The organism is Janthinobacterium fluminis, assembly GCF_028595325.1.
Lineage (GTDB): Bacteria > Pseudomonadota > Gammaproteobacteria > Burkholderiales > Burkholderiaceae_D > Janthinobacterium > Janthinobacterium fluminis.
Map to the genome: position 1 here is coordinate 157347 of NZ_JAQQXR010000009.1, position 20049 is coordinate 177395.

Genomic DNA, 20049 nt, shown 5'->3' on the forward strand with positions numbered 1-20049 from the left:
TGAAGTACAACATTTAATCGTATCCTGGAGACACCAGCCGAAAGCCTTTTTGAATAATGCCTTCCGGTTAAATGTCATCGATTGCGGCGACTTCGCTCCCAATGACAGTGATGGCGGCCGGGTGCCGTAAGCAGATATCGGTCGAATCGCTGCTGCAATTGCGGCAGCGGCTTGACTGTCTGCCTCACAAAAGTCTGGAGCGCTACTGCGAGTTAGTCACCGCCCTCAAGCTTCGCACCACCAACAAGCAGGGCCACCACCTGTCCACAAAGCACGTCATCGAGCTGCTGGAAGAGGGAAGAGCTGGAAGAATATGGCGTCGAGACAGCGCAAGGGCTGGTGCGCACTCCCAAAGGCGTGCTGACGCGCAGCACTGTCAACCAGTACCTGACTAATTGCTTGCCCTCGTGCCGCCAAGGTAGCAACTCCAGCCAGCCGCTTATTTGATGACCCACGATGGAGCGTGCGACGTGGCACCGCCGCTCCCCTCCGGATATCGCCGCGAGGTATCAATCGGCTACCCGGCCACAGTTGGACGCATTTCCGCCGAGGACGGCTCCCTCGCCGCCAGCGGCTATGCCGTGGAATACGGCGGGGTCTTTATCTTTGACCGCATCGTCACCGAGGCTGCGCACCGGCGTCGCGGTTTGGGCGGAGCCATGATGGCAGCGCTGGCTTCGAGGCAACAATCCAACGCGGCGCAGCGAGTCCTCGTGGCGACCGCAGACGGCCGCGCCTTATATTCCACTCTCGACTGGACTGTTCCTTCACCTAACTCCAAGGTGACGATAGGCGCCGGTGAAGCTTAGCAAACGTCCGCAATTGCCCTTGAGCGCGCAGTTGCCGTTATTGCTGGTTCGTCGCAAATAAATGCAGGCCGGCATGTTTTTAAATATACATGACCATAAGTAGGACTAGGCTGACAAAATGTCATGCAAAGAGCCTACACAGAAGCGACTGCTAATCTTATGTTCGTTACCTACATAAGGTCTTAAAGTAGCGACATCGAGATCTGCTCATCGCGCAGGGCCGGCTGGCAGGCCGCCCGCGCCATCCTCTACGGAGCCGGCAGCAGATCGCATTCTGATGTATCGCATTAAGCCTGTGAGGAAGAAAATGAACAATACTCAACTTAGCGCTGTTGCCCCCAAAGCCCGTTCGCTGAACCGCGCGATTCCAACCGGCCCTGGCAAATTCACCGTTGCACCCCGTCCCGTCATCAGCTACAGCGGCACCCAGCAAAATGAGTTGCTGGCCGCCCTGCCGCGCGAGGCGCTGGAATCGCTGTTTGAACATCTGGAGTTGGTGGAGCTGCCGTTCGGCAAAGAACTCTTCGACTACGGCCACACCCTGGAATACGCCTACTTCCCGACCACGGCCATCGTCTCGCTGCTGTACGTGATGGAAGACGGCGCCACGACGGAAATCGCCGTGGTCGGCCACGAGGGCGTCGCCGGCGCCTCGCTGCTGGCCGGCGAGCGGGCGATGTGCGCCGCCGTCGTGCAAAGCGCCGGCTACGGCTACCGCCTGAAAACCCAATGCCTGCGCGACGCCTTCAACCAGGGCGGCGCCCTGCCCCAATTGCTGATGCGCTACAACAACGCGCTGTTCGCCCAGATGGCGCAGAACGCCGTCGGCGGACGCCACAGCTCGATCGAGCAGAAGCTGTGCCGCTGGCTGTTGGACCGCCTCGACCGCTCGCCGTCGAACGAGCTGAAAGTGACACAGGAACTCATTTCCATCATGCTCGGCGTGCGGCGCGAAAGCATCACGGCCGCCGCCGGCAAGCTGCAGGACGAAGGCTTGATCCACTACCGCCGCGGCAACATCACGGTGCTCGACCGCCACGGCCTGGAACAGTATGCCGGCGAATGCTACAAGGTCGCCAAGACGGAATACGACCGCCTGCTGGTGGACGTGGCGCGCTGCTAAACGGGTCCGCCGGCAATCAGTCCGATTTCCTTCAGATCGGACTGGCCCGGCTGCGTTGCCTTCGCTCCCGCCGCCGACAAGGGTATCATCGCCTCGATGCAGGTGCCGCGCTCGCTTCTGCCGCGGCGTATCGTCAAGGTGCCGCCCAGCAGCAAGGCGCGCTCGCGCATGCCCAGCAAGCCGTGCGACATCGGCTTCACCAACGCCTCGTCGGTGATGCCGACGCCATCGTCGATGATGCGCAGCGTCAGGTTCGGTTCGACCTGCTTCAGCGTCACGCTGACATTGCCCGCTCGCGCATATTTGGTGATGTTGGTCAGCGACTCCTGGACGATACGGAACAGGGCAATGCTCAAGGTTGCCTCGCTGTGGTCGATATCGACTTCGATTTCCGTGTCGCACTTCACCTTCGTCATGCGCGTAAACTCCTCGCAATAACTCTCGATGGCCGCGCACAGGCCCAGGTTGTCCAGCAGGCTGGGGCGCAGGTCTTCGACGATGCGGCGCTTCAATTCCACCGTTTCCAGCAGCGTCCCCTTGGCGCGGCGCAATTGCGCGGCCAGCTCAGGCGCCGTCTTCAGCAATTGCTGCGTGACGGCGCCCAGATCCATGCTGATCGCCGTCAGGTTCGCGCCCAGCTCGTCGTGCAATTCGCGCGCCAGGCGTGCTTTCTCTTCCTCGCTGACACTGATCAGATGGCGCGACAGCACGGATAGCTGCTCGGTGCGCTTGACGACCGTCGACTCCAGATTGTCGTTGGCGTTCTGCAGCGCAAACTCGACCGCGGCGCGGGTCTTGAAACTGCGCCGCACCAGCTGGTAAAACATCACCAGCACGAGGATGGCCAGCAGATTGATGCCTATGCCCAGCATCACGGCTTTTTGATACTCATGGTAAAAACTGGCGCTGCGGGCGGCGAGAATTTCATTTTGCTCCTGCACCATAATCACCACCAGCAGGCGGATTTCGTCCATTGCGGCGCGGCCGTCGCTGACCTTGGCGATCTTGACGATGTCCTCCAGGCCGCCCTGCTTGTAGACGTCGATAGACTCATTCAGGATCGACAACTTGCGACGCACCAGCGCGTGCAACTGGGCCAGATTCTTCAACTGGGACGGACTGTCGGCCAGCAACACTTCCAGGTCGGCGAACTCGCTTTCGACCTCGGCGGTGGCGGTCTTGGACGGCCCGAGGAAGGTTTCGGAATCGGAAATGAAGTAACCGCGCAAGCTGCTTTCCGCGTCCAGCACCAGCACATTCAAATACTGCAGGCGATCGGCGACGCGGGCGCTCTGGCCCAGCTGAAAGTTCGAGCCCTTCAATGCCTGCAGATTATGGAACAGGCTGAACCCATTAACGACCAGCAGCAGCGCGCACGTGATGCACAGGACGGTCTTATAAAGGGGCAGGCGGGGTTCGGGGGCCTGATCGACGGTGAAATACATCCTGATGGGCATCCTTAGCAAAGTTCAGCGCCGGCAGCGCCGGGCCCGCCAATTATAGACCGCGTCGTAAATTGCTGCCTTGCAAGGATTCAAGCGTGCGAGCAAAATCGGGGCCAGCTCTGGCCCCGATGCCTATCTGCGACCTCAGTCGAGCAGATTATTTTTCATGGCGTAGTAGGTCAGGTCGCTATTCGATTGCAAGCCCATCTTTTCCATGATGCGGGTGCGGTAGGTGCTGACCGTCTTGATGCTCAGCGACAGGGCCACGCCGATGTCGGACACGGTCGCGCCCCGCGCCAGGCGCAAAAACACCTGGAACTCGCGGTCCGACAGCTCCGTGTGCAGGGCCGTGTTGGGGTCGCGGTCGAACGACTGCGCCAGCAATTCGCCCACCGTCGAGCTGACGTAGCGGCGCCCCTGGTGCACGGTGCGTACCGCCGTCATCAATTCGTCGGCCTCGCATTCCTTGTTCAGGTAGCCGTTCGCGCCCATCTTGAACAGGTTCAGGGCGTACTGCTGGGCCGGATAGCCGCTCAAGATCAGCACCGGCAAATCCGGCTGGCCCTGGCGTATCGTGCGCAGCGTGTCGATGCCGCTTTGGTCCGGCATGGCGATGTCGAGCAACAGCACATCGCATATTTCGCGCCGGGCGATGTCGAGCGCCTCGCGCCCCGTCCCCGCTTCCGCGACGACGCTAAAATCGTCCGACGACGAAAAAATCTGTTTGAATCCGGCTCTTACAATTTGGTGGTCATCACAAATGGCAACGCGTATCATTGTTTCCCCTTAAATTTTCCTGGCATGGGAAAGAAGACCGGGCCATGAACGCCGCCCCGGTTCAGCGTTTGCATTTTAATTAACAATTAAGCAGTATTGTTACTAATAGTGTATACCCGCGGCCGCCCTGGCGCGCCCGGTCCGGCGCGGCAACTCGCTCCGGCAAAAAAAAGAGGCGATCTAACGCCTCCCCCTATATTGGAGCGTAACTCACTTTAGCAAGTTGAGAATTGCACGAAGTTCGTTACGTATCATGTCGCGGTCCAGCGGGGGCGGCACGGCGGCCTGCTCGTGGAATTCGGCGCCGTCGGCGTTCCTGCTGTCAAGCTTGTTGCGCGCGCCGCTGATGGTGAAACCCTGCTCGTACAACAATTCCCGGATGCGGCGTATCAGCAGCACCTCGTGGTGCTGGTAATAGCGCCGGTTGCCGCGCCGCTTGACCGGCTTCAACTGGGTGAATTCCTGCTCCCAGTAACGCAGCACATGCGGTTTCACGCCGCACAGCTCGCTGACCTCGCCTATCGTGAAATAACGCTTGGCCGGGATCGGCGGCAGCACGACAAGCTCGGACTTAGTGATGCGCTCGTTCATTGCGGCTCACTCAGGCGGCGCGCGCCAGCGGATTGGTTTCCTCGACCATGCCCTTCAACTTCTGGCTGGCGTGGAAGGTCACGACACGGCGCGCCGTGATCGGGATTTCCTCGCCCGTTTTCGGGTTGCGGCCGGGCCGCTGCGGCTTGTCGCGCAACTGGAAATTCCCGAAGCCGGACAGCTTGACGGCCTCGCCGCGCTCCAGCGCGTTGCGGATTTCGTCGAAGAAGGTTTCAACCATATCCTTCGCTTCGCGCTTGTTCAAGCCGACTTGCTCGAACAACAGCTCGGCCAGTTCCGCCTTGGTCAAGGTCGGCAAATCTTTTTCCGCTTCCTGGCGCACCTTCGCCACCAGCATGGCCCGATGCAAATCGGCGGCCAATGCCGACTGGAGTACGGCGGAATCAACGTCGTTGTTATTAATTTTGCAGCCCTGCCTTCTTTATGCACGCGGGGCCGGCGCAAGCCGGGCCCCGATGGTGATTACGAACGCAATTTCGCGTTGTGCTTTTGCACTGCCGCCGCCGTCAACGCCGTCATGACGGCATCGACCACATCGTCCTGCAAGGTGTTTTGAGTATCTTGCAAGCTAAAGCGGAAAGCAAGGCTTTTTTCGTCCGACTCCAGTCCCTTGCCACGATATTCATCAAACAAAACAATGGCTTGCACAATCTTGCCGAGCGGATTGGCGGCGATTTCCGCGCCAAAGGCGTCGAGCAAATCCTGCGCCGGCACACCCTGCTTGACGACCAGGGCGAGGTCGCGGCTGGCGCCGGGGAACTTTGAGATCTCCGCGTATTTTGGCACAGAACGTTGCTGCAATGCAACTGCATCTACTTCAAACAAGACCGGCGCTTGTGCCAGGTCATACTTCTGCATCCAGCGCGGGTGCAGTTCGCCGATGAAACCGATCACCTGGCCGTCGATTTCGATGTTGGCCGAGCGGCCCGGATGCAGCGCCGGGTGGGCGGCCTTGACGAAGCGCAGGGCCTGCGGCGCGAACAAGGCCTCCAGGTCGGCCTTGACGTCGAAGAAGTCGACGGCGCGGCCAGCCTGGCCCCACTGCTCGTCGACCACCGGGCCGTAGGCCAGCGCCGCGACGCGTTTCGGCTGGGCGTAGCCGGCCACGCTCAGCGCGCCGTCGGCGACGGCGGCGTCGCGCCGGAAGATGGCGCCGACTTCAAACAGGCGCACGCGCCCGACCTTGCGGTTCAGGTTGTAGCGCACGTTGGCGATCAGCCCGCCGATCAGCGAGGAACGCATCACGCTCATCTGGCTGGCGATGGGGTTTTGCAGCTTGACGGGATCGTCGTTGGCCGAGAAATCGCGCTCCCAGGCGGCGTCGACGAAGCTCATGTTGACCACTTCCTGGAAGCCCAGGTCGGCCAACTGGTGGCGCACGGCGAACAATGAGCGGGTGTTTTCCGGCGCGATCTGCATCTTGCTGGCGGCCACGGGCGGCAAGGCCGGGATGTGCTCGAAGCCGTACACGCGCGCCACTTCCTCGATCAAGTCTTCCTCGATCTCGATGTCGAAGCGGTAGGACGGCGCCGTCACGTGGAACACGCCCTCTTCCAGCGTGAACGGCAGCGCCAGGCGCGTGAAGATGTCGGCGATGACGGCGTCCGTCAGCGGCACGCCGATGACTTTCTGGGCGCGCGCCGTGCGCAGCGCCACCGGCAGGCGCTGCGGCAGCTTGGCGATGTGGTCGTCGACGGGGCCGACCTGGGTTTGCTGGGTGCCGCAGATTTCCACGATCAGCGAGGTGATGCGCTCGATGTGCTCGACCGTCGTGGCGAAGTCGACGCCGCGCTCGAAGCGGTGCGCCGCGTCGGTCGAGAAGTTGAAGCGGCGCGCCCGGCCCTGGATCGCGTCCGGCCACCAGAACGCCGCTTCCAGGTAAATGCTGTCGGTGTCGTCGGAGACGGCCGTGGCGTCGCCGCCCATGATGCCGGCCAGCGACTCGATCGCGCGCTCGTCGGCGATGACGCCGATCCACTCGTCGATCGCCACGGTGTTGCCATTCAACAGCTTCAGCGATTCGCCCGGCTTACCCCAGCGCACATTCAAGCCGCCGTGGATCTTCGCCAGGTCGAACACATGGCTGGGACGGCCCAGTTCCAGCATCACGTAGTTGGAAATGTCGACCAGCACCGACACGGGACGCTGGCCGCTGCGCTCAAGGCGCTGCTTGATCCAGTCCGGCGTGCTGGCCTTGGCGTTCAGGTTGCGGATCACGCGGCCGGAGAAGCGGCCGCACAGGTCCGGCGCGCTGATCGTCACCGGCAGCACTTCGCTGCTGTTGACGGCCACGGCGCGGAACTGCGGCTGCAGCAGCGGCGTGCCGGTCAGCGCCGACACTTCGCGCGCCACGCCCAGCACGGACAGGCAGTCGGCCTTGTTGGGCGTCAGCTTGATGGTGAACTTCAAGTCGTTGAGCGCGTAATAGTCGCGGAAATTCTGGCCGACCGGCGCGTCGTCGGGCAACTCCAGCAAGCCGGCGTTTTCTTCCGACAGCTTCAACTCACGCGCCGAGCACAGCATGCCCTGCGACTCGACGCCGCGCAGCTCGCCGACCTTGATCTCGAAAGGCTTGCCGTCCGCGCCGGGCGGCAGCACCGCGCCGGCCACGGCGCAGACCACCTTCAGGCCCGGGCGCACGTTCGGCGCGCCGCAGACGATGTTGAGCAAGGTGCCGGTGCCGACATCGACCTGGCAGACGTTCAGGCGGTCCGCGTTCGGGTGCTTATTCATTTCGCGCACCAGGCCGACGACGACGTTGGAGAACGGCGGCGCGACGGCGTCGACGGCCTCGACTTCGAGACCGGACATGGTCAGCAGATGGGACAGTTCATCCGAAGTCATCTTCGGATCGACCATGGTACGGAGCCAGTTTTCGGAAAATTGCATAATCAAGCCTTCAGCGGCAAAGAATAGTCAAAGCGCGAGCGCGCAGCAAGGCGCTCGAACGCACAAGTGGGGGTTTAGTTGAACTGCTTGAGGAAACGCAGGTCGCCCTCGTAGAACAGGCGCAGATCGCTGATGCCGTAGCGCAGCATCGTCAGGCGCTCGATGCCGGAGCCGAAGGCGAAGCCGATGAACTTTTCCGGGTCCAGGCCGAAGTTGCGCACCACGGTCGGGTGCACCTGGCCGGCGCCCGACACTTCCAGCCAGCGGCCCTTCAGCGGCCCGCTGCCGAAGGCGATGTCGATCTCGGCCGACGGTTCCGTGAACGGGAAGTAGGAGGGACGGAAACGCACTTGCAGGTCGTCCGTCTCAAAGAATGCCTTGACGAAATTCAGGTACACGCCCTTCAGGTCGGCGAAGCTGATGTCCTCGGCGATCCACAGGCCCTCGACCTGGTGGAACATCGGCGAGTGGGTGGCGTCGCTGTCGACGCGGTAGGTGCGGCCCGGCGCGATCACCTTGATGGGCGGCGTGTGCGTGCGCGCGTAGCGCACCTGCATCGGGCTGGTGTGGGTGCGCAACAGCAGGGGCTTGCCCTGGCTGTCGCTGCCGTCGACGTAGAAGGTGTCCTGCATCGAACGGGCCGGATGGTTTTCCGGGCTGTTCAGGGCCGTGAAATTGGTCCAGTCGTTTTCGATTTCCGGGCCGTCGGCGACGTCGAAGCCGATCGAGCGGAAGATTTCCTCGATGCGCTCCCAGCTGCGCATGACGGGATGGATGCCGCCGGTGGCGCGGCCGCGGCCGGGCAGCGACACGTCGATCACTTCGCCGTTCAGGCGTTCCTGCATCTGCGCGTCGGCCAGCGCGTCGCGCCGGGCCGTCAGCGCGTCTTCGATCTGCACCTTGACGGCGTTGATCAGCGCGCCCTGCGCCTTGCGGGCGTCCGGGTCCAGCTTGCCCAGCGCCTTCATCAATTCGGTAATTTGGCCAGTCTTGCCAAGATATTTGGCTTTGGCGTTTTCGAGTGCTGCAGCGTCTGCGGCGGCGATAAAATCAGCCTGGGCCGAGACGACGAGTTGTTCTAGGGAGTTCATGCGGCTTTTCCTGTTTTGGAAAACAATTCCTGGAGGCCCAACAATCAAAAACGGGGCACAAGGTTATGCACCTCTGCCCCGCTCTTTTCACGCCGCCCGGGGGCGGCGTTGGCAATGTCGTCGCTGATTACGCAGCGGCGATTTTTGCTTTTACTGCGTTGACAATCGCGGCGAACGCCGGCTTGTCCATCACAGCCATATCGGCCAGTACCTTACGGTCCAGTTCGATAGATGCTTTTTTCAAGCCGTTCATGAACACGCTGTACGTCACGCCATGCTCACGGGAAGCGGCGTTGATACGGGCGATCCACAGGCGGCGGAAAACGCGCTTCTTGTTACGACGGTCGCGGTAAGCGTATTGGCCAGCGCGCATGACTGCTTGCTTGGCAACACGGTAAACCTTGCTGCGACGACCGCGGTAACCCTTGGCCATGTTAAGGATTTTTTTATGACGGGCACGAGCTGTAACCCCACGTTTTACTCTAGGCATAGTAACTCCTTAAATTGAGTGTGAGATTAAGCTGTCGGCATCATGCGCATGACGGACGTGACATCCGATGCGTTGATGTTACGGGTACCGCGCAATTGACGCTTGTTTTTGGTGGTTTTCTTGGTCAGGATGTGGCGTTTGAACGCGTGACCCGACTTGACTGTTCCACCTGGACGCACGCGAAAACGTTTTTTCGCGGAGCTTTTGGTTTTCATCTTAGGCATAGCAATCTGTCCTCTTACGGACAGCTCCATTTATAACAGGATTGCAGGTGGCAACGAGGTGTCGCGCTTAGATGCCTGCTTTCACTTGTTGTGCAGCGGATGCGAGTCCACTACAGTTCGCTACCACCGCCCGTTTCCGGGCGGCGGCGGCAAATGATACCTGAAACTTCGGCGCCGCGCCAAGCATGGCACGCGGCCGCCTCCGTTTACAGCCTTACTTTTTCTTCTTCGGCGACAGCACCATGATCATCTGGCGCCCTTCCATCTTGGGAAACTGCTCGACCTGGCCATACGGCTCCAGGTCGGCCTTCAAGCGCTCCAGCATACGGAAACCAATATCCTGATGCGCCATCTCGCGGCCGCGGAAGCGCAGCGTGATCTTGGTCTTGTCACCGTCATCGAGGAACTTGATGAGGTTACGCAGCTTGATATTGTAGTCGCCATCATCGGTGCCCGGACGGAATTTGACTTCCTTCACGAGGATGATTTTCTGCTTCAATTTCGCTTCGTGAGCCTTCTTCTGCTCCGAATACTTGAATTTGCCGTAGTCCATCAAACGGCAGACCGGTGGCTGCGCGGTCGGCGCAATTTCCACCAGGTCGACGTTCGCCTCTTCCGCCAGGCGGAAGGCTTCGGCCAAAGTCACGATACCGAGAGGCTCGTTATCGACCCCACTTAAACGCATTTCAGGGGCAGTGATTTCGCCATTGATGCGATGCGACTTGTCAGTAGCTATTGTAGTTTCCTTTAAAAATCTTGTATAACGGCAGTGCTGCGAGTCTCCTCGTCAGGCTTTGTTGGCCACTTCCAGCTGGAGTCGCTCAACCAGGGCTTCGATGGACATGACGCCCAGATCGACATTGCCCCGCGCCCGCACGGCCACGGTGTTGGCATCCCGTTCTTTGTCGCCGATTACAAGGATGTAAGGCAGTTTTTGTACGGAATGTTCGCGTATTTTATAGGTAATCTTCTCGTTACGCAAATCAGCGTGCACGCGGAAGCCCTTTTTGCGCAATTCTGTGGCCAAATTCTGCGCATACTCGGACTGGGCGTCGGAAATGTTCAGCACCGCCACCTGCACCGGCGCCAGCCACATCGGCAGCGCGCCGGCATAGTTTTCGATCAAGATCCCGATAAAACGTTCCAGCGAACCGACGATCGCCCGGTGCAGCATGACAGGCACCTTGCGGGTGTTGTCGTCGGCGACATACTCGGCGCCGAGGCGGCCCGGCATCGACGGATCGATCTGCATCGTGCCGACCTGCCAGGCGCGGCCCAGGCTATCCTTCAAGTGGTATTCGATTTTCGGGCCGTAGAACGCGCCCTCGCCCGGCAACTCGGTCCAGCTCACGCCGCAGCTGCGCAGCGCCGAACGCAGCGACTCCTCGGCGATATCCCAACCCTCTTCGCTGCCGATGCGGCTCTCCGGACGCAACGCCAGCTTGACGTCGATGTTCTGGAAGCCGAAGGCCGTGTAGACCTCCATCGCCTGCTGGTGGAAGGCCGCCACTTCGGCCGGAATCTGCTCGTCCGTGCAGAAAATGTGGCCGTCGTCCTGGGTGAAGCCGCGCACGCGCATCATGCCGTGCAGCGCGCCGGACGGCTCGTTGCGGTGACACTGGCCGAACTCGCCGTAACGCAAAGGCAGGTCGCGGTAGCTGCGCATGCCATTATTGAAAATCTGGATGTGGCCGGGGCAGTTCATCGGCTTCAGCGCGTAGGAGCGGTTTTCCGACTCCGTGACGAACATGTTTTCGCGGTAGTTATCCCAGTGGCCCGTCTTCTCCCACAGGCCGCGGTCGAGAATCTGCGGCGCCTTCACTTCCTGGTAGCCGTTGACCTGATAAACATTGCGCATGTATTGCTCGACCTGCTGCCAGATCGACCAGCCCTTCGGATGCCAGAAGATCAGGCCCGGCGCCTCGTCCTGGAAATGGAAGAAATCGAGCTGCTTGCCCAGCTTGCGGTGGTCGCGCTTTTCCGCCTCCTCCAGCATGAACAGGTATTGTTCCTGGTCTTCCTTCTTGGCCCAGGCCGTGCCATAGACGCGCTGCAGCATCGCGTTCTTCGCGTCGCCGCGCCAGTAGGCGCCGGCCAGCTTCATCAGCTTGAACACCTTCAGCTTGCCGGTCGAGGGCACGTGCGGGCCGCGGCACAAATCGGTGAACTTGCCTTCGGCGTACAGCGACACTTCCTGGTCGGCCGGAATCGAGCCGATGATCTCGGCCTTGTAATGCTCGCCGATGCCCTCGAAGTAGGCGACGGCCTCGTCGCGGCCCAGCACCGTGCGGGTGACCGGCTCGTCCTTCTTGGCCAGTTCGAGCATTTTCTTTTCGATCGTCGCCAGATCTTCGGGCGTGAACGGACGCTTGTACGCGAAGTCGTAATAGAAGCCGTTTTCAATCACCGGACCGATCGTCACCTGCGCGTCGGGGAACAATTCCTTGACGGCATAAGCGAGCAAGTGGGCGGTCGAGTGACGTATCACTTCCAGACCGTCCGCATCCTTGTCGGTGACGATGGCCACGTCGGCATCTTTCTCGATCAGGAAAGAAGTATCGACCAGCTTGCCGTCGACCTTGCCGGCCAGCGCGGCCTTCGCCAGGCCAGTGCCGATATTGGCGGCCACCTGGGCCACGGTTACCGGGCCGTCGAACTGACGCGCGGAACCATCGGGAAGTCGGACTGTAAGCATATTGATCTCCGGATAAAAACAAAGGGTATTAAAGTGGAATTCGCAAATGTAGCGCAAGGAAAATGCGGACGAAAAAAAACGCGGACTAGCCGCGCTTTTCTCTTTTTAGCAAGCAAAGAAAATCCATTCGACTAGCGTCACTCCCAAATCCTGGTAGTAGTTCGCGGTGTCATAACCGATTCGCCTTTCTAGCTCTTACACATATTCTGGTGGGCGGTGAGGAATTCGAATCCCCGACCCCTTGGATGTCGACCAAGTATTCTAACCAGCTGAACTAACCGCCCGAAAAACTTTTACATCAACAACTAACCTCAGTCGTTCGCGGCGTAAACCGACTTGCCTTACATTGTACTGCCATGTCCTGGTGGGCGGTGAGGAATTCGAATCCCCGACCCCTTGGATGTCGACCAAGTATTCTAACCAGCTGAACTAACCGCCCGAAGACCAGCATTATAGAGAGGCTTTTCCGCAAACACAAGAGCCGTTTGCAGGAAACTTTTACCTATGTGAAAAAATGCCGGCAAAGCAGCAATTCACTCCCCCGCCGCCACATATACCGTGCTGGAACCGTCGCCGTTGATCGCCGTCACACTGCGCTTCAACAAACGCCGTCCATCCAGTTGTTGATCCTTGTCACCGAAGTTCGCAATCAGCCGCGTGCCGTCGCCGAAGCGCGTCTCCTGCAACAGGCGGTCGGACGACAGCCAATTGAAGGCCGTCATCGGCTCGGTCGCCAGGCGCTGGTGCAGCGGGCGGAAAAACGCATCCTGGCGCTTCATGATCGGCAGGCGCTGCTCCAGCGTATCGCCGCTCAAGTGATACAGCGGCGGCACGTTGTAGAGCAACTGGGCCAGCTCGCTGTCGCCGCGCACATTGGCGAACTTCAAACTATCGAACAGCCAGTGGTTCGTCGTCACCACGGAACCGTGGAACACGGCCTGATACAAGGGCAGCCGCGTGGCCGGATTGAAATGGATGGCGCGCAGCGCCTCCTTCAGCGGCACCTGCCTGAAGAACACCGTCGGCTGCGGGGCGGGGAACCAACTGCCGAGGAAGTACGGCGAGTTCTTATCCTTCTGCATATCCTTGTCGCCCCAGCCGACCACGGGCGTCTGCATGCCGTGCGCGAACAGAATACCCTGCGCGGTCGGACCATTGCCATCCTCCGAACCGGTCGGCAACTTCAGCGCGTCCGAAATCCAGCGCGACGCCTCCATGCTGCCGGCCGCGTTCTGCGACTGCGTCAGCGGCGCCTCGGCGCGATAACTGTCGTACACCATGCCGGTCGCATACGCATCCAGGAACCAGCTATTGAAACCCGCCTTCGCCGCGACCGCGCGCACGCGCGCCTGCAACACCGGACGCACGCAATGCGGGTCCGTATACCGGCCCGACTTCTGGAACCCGGCCTTGAACAAACCGCCCTTGAGCACAATGGCGCAATCGCGGTACACCTTCTCGCCCAAATGCGCCGTGGCCCAGTCCGGATTACTGCCCGGCTTGAGCGCCGTCTCGTACGAATCGTAGGGCGCCACCAGATAACCGGCCTCGACACCGGCGCCCACGGCCTCCGGATGCCACAAGCCGCCCTCCCAGCCCTCGCCCAGGCCGAGCCACAGGCGCGGCAGCCCGGCCTTGCGGATCTTCTTCATCGTCGCCACCGACACCCCGCCGCCCCAGGCGCCCGGCTCCGGCGTCAAGCTGCGCCCGAAAGTGCGCGCCACCTCGCCGCGCAACTCGCCATAGCGGCCGGCCATCACGACGGCGTCGGGCGCCGCCGTCTGCCAACTCTCGCGGGCGACGGCCGTCAAGGCGGCATTCACGGCGTCGACCAGCAAACGCTGCTGATAACGCTCCGGCACGGCGCGGACATCGGCCAGCGCGGCGCCCGCCTCGCGGTCGAAATAGCCGCGCAGCCGCGCCGGCAGCGCGCCGTCGCCGCGCAGCACGGCGAGAAAACCGGGCCAATCCTTGACATCGGCGGGCGCCAGCAAACCGCCGCCCCACAAATACGCATGCGAGGCGCCGAGCAACTTGGCCCCCTCGGGCGAGCGGGCGATCTTCTCCTTGAGCGACTCGAAGCGGCCTTCTGCCACCAGCCAGTCACGATAGCGCTTGGCGCCGGCCAGCGGATCGGCGCCGCCCAGATGCAAAATCAGCGACATCGGCGTGGCCGGCGCCAGACTGACGAACTCATGGCTAAGGGTCAAGCCGACGCCGTCACCGTCGCGCGCCACCTTCACCCGGTTATTAAACGGATTCACCATCAGCCAGGACAGCGAAAAAGCGCCATGATCCAGGCCCCACATCGGCAAACTCATATCCTGCGACGTATTAAACTCATCGAGATCGAGCAAAAACTTGCGCCAGACCGCATCGCCGGCCGGCACATAATGGCCCTCCGCGAGCGGCAAAATCATCCCCCGGCCCAAGGCCGCGGCGGGCTGACGCAACAACTGCAACTCGCCGGCCGCCTTGGCATGCACCGACAACAACAGATCGCGCTCCTTCAACTCCAACTCAAGGCGATAAGCGCCGGCATTCCACTGCCACTGCAAACGCGATGCACTCTGCTGCAACACACTCACCGTCCGCTTGGCGACGCCGCCGGACAAGGCGACGACCGGGCCGCCGGCCGGCTGCACGCGCAAAGCCAGCGTGGCCGGCTCCACCTCGACGCGCCACAAAGCATTTTCCAGCGTCGATGCCGCCTGGGCCCACAGCGGGGCCAGCAACAAAAAGAAGGACAAAGGGCGCGGAATCAACAAAATGGAATCCTTGAAAACATAAGCGGGCAAAAAACCAAAAAAATTTGCAAAACATTATACTTGCGACACCAGGCAGCAAAGCGACGACGCTGCCACTACCATCATTGCCCCGGCCCCAAGCAGCGTCAACGGAACTTACAATGTGAAACCAAACACCGCTGGGGTCAGGTCTAGACATGACGGTTTTGTTGCAAATCCCAAATGGGGTCAGGTCTAGACATGGCGGTTTTTGGCCCGTAAACCGCCATGTCTAGACCTGACCCCAATGTTGCTTCGCTGCGCGGGCGGCGCACTTCCTTTACACTGGCGTCACTATTGTTTCATTGAACTTTCTGATGCCAGTAAAATCTTCGTCTTCCGCCCATTTGCACGCCCATCTCGCCGGCGACGCCCAGCACGCCCATTTTTTTGAGAATCGCAGCCAGAAGGTGCTGGCCTGGGCCCTCTGTTTGACGCTCAGTTTCGCCGGCGTCGAGGTGGCCGCCGGCTTTTTGTCGAATTCCTTGGCGCTGATTTCGGACGCCGGGCATATGGTCACCGACGCCGCCGCGCTCGGTCTGGCTTTGCTGGCGCAGTTGATCGCCAAGCGCCCGCCGTCGGCCAAGCATTCTTTCGGCTTCGGCCGCGCCGAGGCCCTGGCCGCTTTCGTTAACGGCCTGGCGATGCTGGCCGTGGTGGCCTGGATCGTGTTTGAGGCGACGCAGCGCTTCGCCAAGCCGCAGGCGGTGCAAGGCGGCACGGTGTTTGTCGTCGCCGCGATCGGCCTGGCGATCAATTTGCTGGTCGCCTGGGTCTTGTCGAAGGATAAGGAGAGCCTGAATACGCGCGCCGCCCTGGTGCATGTGATGGGCGATTTGCTCGGCTCGCTGGCGGCGCTGGCCGCCGGCGCCGTCATTTATCTGACGGGCTGGATGCAGATCGATCCGCTGTTGTCGATTCTGGTGTCGCTATTGATTTTGAAGTCGACGCTCGGCGTGTTGCGCGAGTCTTATCATTTCCTCATGGAGGGTGTGCCGCACCAGATCGATTATCTGGCCGTCGGCGCCGATTTGGCCAAGGTCGACGGCGTGTTGTCGGTGCACGATTTGCATGTCTGGGATATGTCGCCCGGCCAGCCGGCCTTGATCGGCCACCTGGAAATCGGCGATTTGCGCCAGTGGCCGCAGGTGCTGCGGGCGGTGAAGGCGATGCTGCTGGCGCGCCACGGCATCGACCATGTGACCTTGCAGGCCGAGGTGGCGGGCATGGCCGCCCCCCACGACGCCGCCCCGCCGCACTGACGCGCGCCCCGCCGCCCCGAAGCGCCACGCGCAGCCAGGATCAGCTCCCGTCATCATTAAAAATGACGGGAGTTTTTTTTGTTGCAACATCGTCCGGCATATGATTTACTTACTTATCTTTTTGATACCTATCAAGCCGCACCGCGGCTTGTTTTGACGTAGTCTCTGTCTTCACTTTCACGCCAAGGACATTCCGAACCACACTTCCACAAGCGAGAGCACATGAGCCAGAACATTGCACGCAGAACCTTTCTCAGGTATGCCACGGCCGGCGTCGGCGCCGCCTTCATCGGCAGTCTGGGTCGAGAGGCGTATGGCGCCAACGCGCTGCCGCTGCTGGACGCCGTCAAGGCCAGTTGCGCGCGGCTGGCGCCCCTGGGCTGGCGCGATCTGCTGCTGGCGGCGACGGGCGGCGAGCTCGATATCGGCGCCGCCGATCTGCGCCAGGAACTGCTGAAACCGCTCACGGCGATCCAGCGCGGCCTGGCCGGCTTCGGCGATTTTTCCACCGCCGGCACGCGCGCCGTCACGCCGGGCCAGCCCGATCTGAGTCTGCTCTACCATGCTTTCGCCTCCGCCACCGTGGTGGCCCGCCCCGACGCCCGCGAGCTGGGCGGCTTCCCCACGCTGGCCGAGATCGAGTCGCTGGAAAATTTCATTTATGGCGTGGCCGCGCCGACGCTGGACGAGCTGCGCCAGCGCGCCAACGGCAAGCCCCTGGGCCTGGTCGTCTTCGCCCTGCATTACCGCAACACGCCCGATTCCGTGCACGGCCGCCATGCCGAACTGTGCTTCGCCCGCTCGGGCGTGGCCCGCGTCGGCTCGATCGAGCCCCTGTATGACGCGCGCAAGCGCATGTTCGTCAACGTCGACCCGATCCGCCCCTTCGAGTTCCGCGTGACGCCGCAGCGCTTCGCCGCCTACCTGGCGGTGCGGATGCCGGGCGAGCCGGCCGGCTTCGGCCCGCAGGATGCCCTGCCCGGCGACGAGCAGTTGCAGTTCTGGGTGCCGCTGCACAAGCTGTTCAGCGGCGCGGAATGCCTGATGGGCATGAACCTCGACTTGAACTACTCGCGCGGCCTGCAAAACGAGGAGCTGGCGCAGTTCCACAAATTCCTCGACCTGCAGGGCCACCAGAACAACTGGCGCGGCGAACATCTGGAGCAATTCCCGTTCACGATCAAGAATGAAAAGATAGGCTCGCTGCAAGAGCGCGGCGAACACGGCCCCGTCGTGCTGGCGCCGCGCCACACGGCCATGACCGAGGTGGCCCGCTACCAGGACAATCTGCTGACCTTCCCCGTCTATCCGAACCAGGCCAAGGACTTGCAGATGTCCTCGCTGTTCGTGATACCCGGCGTGACGATTCCCAACGTGCCGGCCTACGAGGATGACGCCGAGCAGGAGGCGCAGCGCCAGCAGCCGGAATACACGAATGTGCGCCACCGCGTCAACGACAACGGCACGGTCGACAATCTGAATCTCCTGGAGGACATGACGGAGATCATCCACAAGGGCGGTTACCAGGCGCTGCACTACATCGACTTCACCGGCGACGGCTGGGTCGCCGCGCACTGTCCGCAACTGCAGGGGCTGATCCAGCACCAGCAGCCGGCCTATTGCATGGTCGGCTTGCCGGACTTCTTCCCCAACATCACCCAGCGCGACCTGATGCTGTGGTCGGAGCGCTCGCTGCCGCCGCAAGTGAGCAAGGCCCTGTGGGTGATACGCCCGCTGACGCTGTCGCAAACCCGCATCGCCGCCAACGTCACGCTGCCGGTCGGCTTCAGCATCAAGGACGTGACCATCACCGCCATCGTCGGCCAGTTCGGCAGCGCCGCCGCCGGCCCCGTGCAGACGCCCAACGGCCCGCTGATGCGCGGCAAGGTCGGCTTGCCGGACGGCTCGCCCGGCCTGTTCGACCCGGGCTGGGATACCAGCCAGGGCATCCAGTACACGGTGATGGGCGACCCGGCCAGTCCGGCATCGACGCTGGAAAAATTCCTTGCCGGCTATTCGCTGGGCTCGCCCTTCATCGAGGACGCCAAGCTGTGTGCGGCCCTGGGCAGTTACTGGCCCGGCGTCGCCCCCGACGCGACGCGCACCTTCCAGCCGGGCAAGCGCATCGGCGGCAAGCCCTACCCGTGGCCGACCGTGGTGCCGCTGACGGACCAGGAAATCGGCAGCGCGCCTCTGGCCAACGGCAACTACATGCCGTGGGACGGCGTGCGCGGGCCGACGCTGCAGACGATCAAGGGCGTCAGGACGGCCGTTTACCCGAATATTTTCCGCACCGATTACATCGACCTGATCGGCACGATGACGGCCGCGCTGACCGCGCAAATCGACGGCGACGAATACAAGGCCCGCGTGCTGGCGATGGAAACGGTGTACTGGAACCTGGGCATACGGGACGACGCCATCGGCCTGTCCTGCCACGTCGGCGAACAGGTGTCGCGCAAGCCGCGGCGGAGAAAGCTCAGCGCCCAGCAGGACCAGGTGAACCGCATCCTGCGCTGCAAGGCCGCCTGGGCCGTGCTGTCCTTCGAGGCCGGCCACCAGGGCGCGCGCGCGGCGGCGAAGCCGGGCCGGGGCGGCAAGGCCGGCACGCCGCGCACTTACCATTTCCACGTGTTTCGCTGGGACCCCTTGAATCCCGAGCTGCCCCATCCCACCGACCTGGACAAGGTTCTCGTCACGATGCTCGAAGAAGTCTACTTCCGCATCGTCGGCACGCAAGTCTGGACGCATAAGGGAGACGGCCGATGGGTGCCCGGCACAGCGCTGCCGACGTAGCCGTCGTTGGCGGCGGCCCGGCCGGGGCCGCCGCCGCGATCGCCTGCGCGCTGCGCGGCCTGCGCGTGACGCTGTTCGAGCGCGGCGCGAGCGGCCGCGACAGCCCCGGCGAGACGCTACACCCGGGCATCGAGCCGCTGCTGGCCCAGCTCGGCGTCGGCGCCGGCCTGGCCGCCGTCACCGGCGCCCGCCACCCCGGCATCTGGACCGAGTGGGGCGGGCCGCGCAAGTTCGAGCCCTTCGGCGCCGACGCCGGCGGGCCGTGGCGCGGCTTTCAGGTCAAGCGCGGCGAGTTCGACGCGATGCTGCGCAGCCGCGCCCAGGCGCTGGGCGTGGTGCTGCGCCAGCCCGTCGCGGTCGGGCCGCCGCTGCTGCGCGACGGCGCCGTCTGCGGCCTGGAGACGGACGCCGGGCCGGTACCGGCGCGCCTGGTGATCGACGCCACCGGGCGCAGCCGCTGGCTGGGCCGGGCGCTGGGCATAGACAGCCCGGCCAGCTCGCCGCCGCTGCTGGCGCGCTACGGCTATGTGCGGGGAAGCTGCCCGCAGCGCGACGGCGCGCCGCTGATGGCGGGCGACGCCGCGGGCTGGACCTGGACGGCGCTGGTGCGGCCCGACACCTACCAGTGGACCCATCTGGCGCTGGACGGCGGCAAGCCCGCCGCGGACTGGCTGCCCGAGGAGTTGCGCGGCCTGCTGCCGCTGGGCCGCGCCCGCGGCGCCGACGTGACGTGGCGTTTGGCGGCGCAGCCGGCCGGGCCGGGCTGGTTCATGGTGGGCGACGCGGCGGCCCTGCTCGACCCCAGCTCGGCGCGCGGCGTGATGAAGGCTTTGATGTCGGGCATGGCGGCGGCGCATCTGGGTGCGGCCGTGCTGGCCGGGCAGGCGCCGGCGGCGCAGACGGCGCTGGCCTACCGCGACTGGCTGGCGGCGTGGTTCGCCGCCGACGCCGCCAGGATGGGCGCGTTTTACCGCGGTCTTGGCGCGGCCGGGTTTGCCTGAGCCGGCGGCGCGAAAAAAAGCCGGGGTCGGACCCCAAGAGCGGGGCCGA

Annotated in this window: 16 protein-coding genes, 2 tRNA genes and 1 pseudogene; 6 read left to right on the forward strand and 13 right to left on the reverse strand. The window is 62.7% G+C overall.

Annotation, left to right across the window (positions count from 1 at the left end):
• Nucleotides 1-194: 194 nt before the first annotated feature.
• From OIK44_RS25720 to OIK44_RS20605, 3 genes and pseudogenes are all read left to right on the forward strand, one after another.
• A pseudogene (locus tag OIK44_RS25720) lies at nucleotides 195-390 on the forward strand (IS481 family transposase); the annotation flags it as partial.
• Nucleotides 391-470: 80 nt separating this feature from the next.
• Entirely contained in the window at nucleotides 471-809 is a 339-nt protein-coding gene (locus tag OIK44_RS20600) for a GNAT family N-acetyltransferase (RefSeq protein ID WP_273673511.1), read from the forward strand.
• Between the two features lie 307 nt (nucleotides 810-1116).
• A complete protein-coding gene (locus tag OIK44_RS20605; protein ID WP_273673512.1) occupies nucleotides 1117-1932 on the forward strand; it encodes a Crp/Fnr family transcriptional regulator in 816 nt (271 codons plus the stop codon).
• Here the strand turns inward: OIK44_RS20605 and OIK44_RS20610 are convergent.
• From OIK44_RS20610 to OIK44_RS20670, 13 genes are all read right to left on the reverse strand, one after another.
• The gene (locus tag OIK44_RS20610; RefSeq protein WP_273673513.1) at nucleotides 1929-3377 is read right to left on the reverse strand and encodes a sensor histidine kinase; all 1449 of its coding nucleotides are present in this window, start codon (nucleotides 3375-3377) and stop codon (nucleotides 1929-1931) included. The two genes, OIK44_RS20605 and OIK44_RS20610, sit on opposite strands and share 4 nt — an antisense overlap.
• A gap of 144 nt (nucleotides 3378-3521) precedes the next feature.
• Nucleotides 3522-4154 carry a response regulator gene (locus tag OIK44_RS20615; RefSeq protein WP_026132487.1) on the reverse strand — a complete coding sequence of 211 codons (633 nt, stop codon included), beginning with the start codon at nucleotides 4152-4154 and terminating at the stop codon, nucleotides 3522-3524.
• Between the two features lie 210 nt (nucleotides 4155-4364).
• Nucleotides 4365-4745: a MerR family transcriptional regulator gene (locus OIK44_RS20620; protein ID WP_273673515.1), complete on the reverse strand. Its 381-nt coding sequence runs from the start codon at nucleotides 4743-4745 to the stop codon at nucleotides 4365-4367.
• A gap of 10 nt (nucleotides 4746-4755) precedes the next feature.
• Complete coding sequence (locus tag OIK44_RS20625) at nucleotides 4756-5103, reverse strand: integration host factor subunit alpha (RefSeq protein ID WP_017875098.1); 348 nt, start codon at nucleotides 5101-5103, stop codon at nucleotides 4756-4758.
• A gap of 125 nt (nucleotides 5104-5228) precedes the next feature.
• Nucleotides 5229-7655 carry a phenylalanine--tRNA ligase subunit beta gene (gene pheT, locus OIK44_RS20630; protein WP_273673517.1) on the reverse strand — a complete coding sequence of 809 codons (2427 nt, stop codon included), beginning with the start codon at nucleotides 7653-7655 and terminating at the stop codon, nucleotides 5229-5231.
• Between the two features lie 74 nt (nucleotides 7656-7729).
• The gene (gene pheS, locus OIK44_RS20635) at nucleotides 7730-8746 is read right to left on the reverse strand and encodes a phenylalanine--tRNA ligase subunit alpha (protein ID WP_273673519.1); all 1017 of its coding nucleotides are present in this window, start codon (nucleotides 8744-8746) and stop codon (nucleotides 7730-7732) included.
• A gap of 127 nt (nucleotides 8747-8873) precedes the next feature.
• The gene (gene rplT / locus OIK44_RS20640; RefSeq protein WP_026132485.1) at nucleotides 8874-9236 is read right to left on the reverse strand and encodes a 50S ribosomal protein L20; all 363 of its coding nucleotides are present in this window, start codon (nucleotides 9234-9236) and stop codon (nucleotides 8874-8876) included.
• Between the two features lie 26 nt (nucleotides 9237-9262).
• Nucleotides 9263-9460 carry a 50S ribosomal protein L35 gene (gene rpmI, locus OIK44_RS20645; RefSeq protein ID WP_038493025.1) on the reverse strand — a complete coding sequence of 66 codons (198 nt, stop codon included), beginning with the start codon at nucleotides 9458-9460 and terminating at the stop codon, nucleotides 9263-9265.
• A gap of 214 nt (nucleotides 9461-9674) precedes the next feature.
• A complete protein-coding gene (gene infC / locus OIK44_RS20650) occupies nucleotides 9675-10196 on the reverse strand; it encodes a translation initiation factor IF-3 (RefSeq protein WP_273673580.1) in 522 nt (173 codons plus the stop codon).
• Between the two features lie 51 nt (nucleotides 10197-10247).
• A complete protein-coding gene (gene thrS, locus OIK44_RS20655; protein ID WP_273673528.1) occupies nucleotides 10248-12155 on the reverse strand; it encodes a threonine--tRNA ligase in 1908 nt (635 codons plus the stop codon).
• Between the two features lie 207 nt (nucleotides 12156-12362).
• Nucleotides 12363-12439 (reverse strand) — tRNA-Val (locus OIK44_RS20660).
• 78 nt (nucleotides 12440-12517) lie between these two features.
• Nucleotides 12518-12594, reverse strand: a tRNA-Val gene (locus OIK44_RS20665).
• Between the two features lie 94 nt (nucleotides 12595-12688).
• Nucleotides 12689-14923: a glycoside hydrolase gene (locus OIK44_RS20670; protein ID WP_273673530.1), complete on the reverse strand. Its 2235-nt coding sequence runs from the start codon at nucleotides 14921-14923 to the stop codon at nucleotides 12689-12691.
• Nucleotides 14924-15258: 335 nt separating this feature from the next.
• Here OIK44_RS20670 and OIK44_RS20675 point away from each other — a divergent pair, with 335 nt between their 5' ends.
• The 3 genes from OIK44_RS20675 to OIK44_RS20685 all read left to right on the forward strand — a co-directional run bounded on the left by OIK44_RS20675 (nucleotide 15259) and on the right by OIK44_RS20685 (nucleotide 20000).
• Nucleotides 15259-16203: a cation diffusion facilitator family transporter gene (locus OIK44_RS20675; RefSeq protein WP_273673532.1), complete on the forward strand. Its 945-nt coding sequence runs from the start codon at nucleotides 15259-15261 to the stop codon at nucleotides 16201-16203.
• A 222-nt stretch (nucleotides 16204-16425) separates the two neighbouring features.
• Complete coding sequence (locus OIK44_RS20680) at nucleotides 16426-18999, forward strand: hypothetical protein (RefSeq protein WP_273673534.1); 2574 nt, start codon at nucleotides 16426-16428, stop codon at nucleotides 18997-18999.
• Nucleotides 18969-20000, forward strand: a complete 1032-nt coding sequence (locus tag OIK44_RS20685; protein ID WP_273673535.1) for an NAD(P)/FAD-dependent oxidoreductase — start codon at nucleotides 18969-18971, stop codon at nucleotides 19998-20000. The genes OIK44_RS20680 and OIK44_RS20685 overlap by 31 nt, the downstream gene beginning before the upstream one ends.
• The last annotated feature ends 49 nt before the right edge of the window (nucleotides 20001-20049 follow it).

What these genes read in the sequence shown, in the direction of transcription:
- OIK44_RS20615 (WP_026132487.1), bottom strand. Translation starts at nt 4,154, where the DNA reads ATGATACGCGTTGCCATTTGTGATGACCACCAAATTGTAAGAGCCGGA.
- thrS (WP_273673528.1), bottom strand. Translation starts at nt 12,155, where the DNA reads ATGCTTACAGTCCGACTTCCCGATGGTTCCGCGCGTCAGTTCGACGGC.
- OIK44_RS20610 (WP_273673513.1), bottom strand. Translation starts at nt 3,377, where the DNA reads ATGTATTTCACCGTCGATCAGGCCCCCGAACCCCGCCTGCCCCTTTAT.
- rplT (WP_026132485.1), bottom strand. Translation starts at nt 9,236, where the DNA reads ATGCCTAGAGTAAAACGTGGGGTTACAGCTCGTGCCCGTCATAAAAAA.
- pheS (WP_273673519.1), bottom strand. Translation starts at nt 8,746, where the DNA reads ATGAACTCCCTAGAACAACTCGTCGTCTCGGCCCAGGCTGATTTTATC.
- OIK44_RS20625 (WP_017875098.1), bottom strand. Translation starts at nt 5,103, where the DNA reads ATGCTGGTGGCGAAGGTGCGCCAGGAAGCGGAAAAAGATTTGCCGACC.
- rpmI (WP_038493025.1), bottom strand. Translation starts at nt 9,460, where the DNA reads ATGCCTAAGATGAAAACCAAAAGCTCCGCGAAAAAACGTTTTCGCGTG.
- OIK44_RS20685 (WP_273673535.1), top strand. Translation starts at nt 18,969, where the DNA reads ATGGGTGCCCGGCACAGCGCTGCCGACGTAGCCGTCGTTGGCGGCGGC.
- OIK44_RS20620 (WP_273673515.1), bottom strand. Translation starts at nt 4,745, where the DNA reads ATGAACGAGCGCATCACTAAGTCCGAGCTTGTCGTGCTGCCGCCGATC.
- pheT (WP_273673517.1), bottom strand. Translation starts at nt 7,655, where the DNA reads ATGCAATTTTCCGAAAACTGGCTCCGTACCATGGTCGATCCGAAGATG.
- OIK44_RS20605 (WP_273673512.1), top strand. Translation starts at nt 1,117, where the DNA reads ATGAACAATACTCAACTTAGCGCTGTTGCCCCCAAAGCCCGTTCGCTG.
- OIK44_RS20680 (WP_273673534.1), top strand. Translation starts at nt 16,426, where the DNA reads ATGAGCCAGAACATTGCACGCAGAACCTTTCTCAGGTATGCCACGGCC.
- OIK44_RS20675 (WP_273673532.1), top strand. Translation starts at nt 15,259, where the DNA reads ATGCCAGTAAAATCTTCGTCTTCCGCCCATTTGCACGCCCATCTCGCC.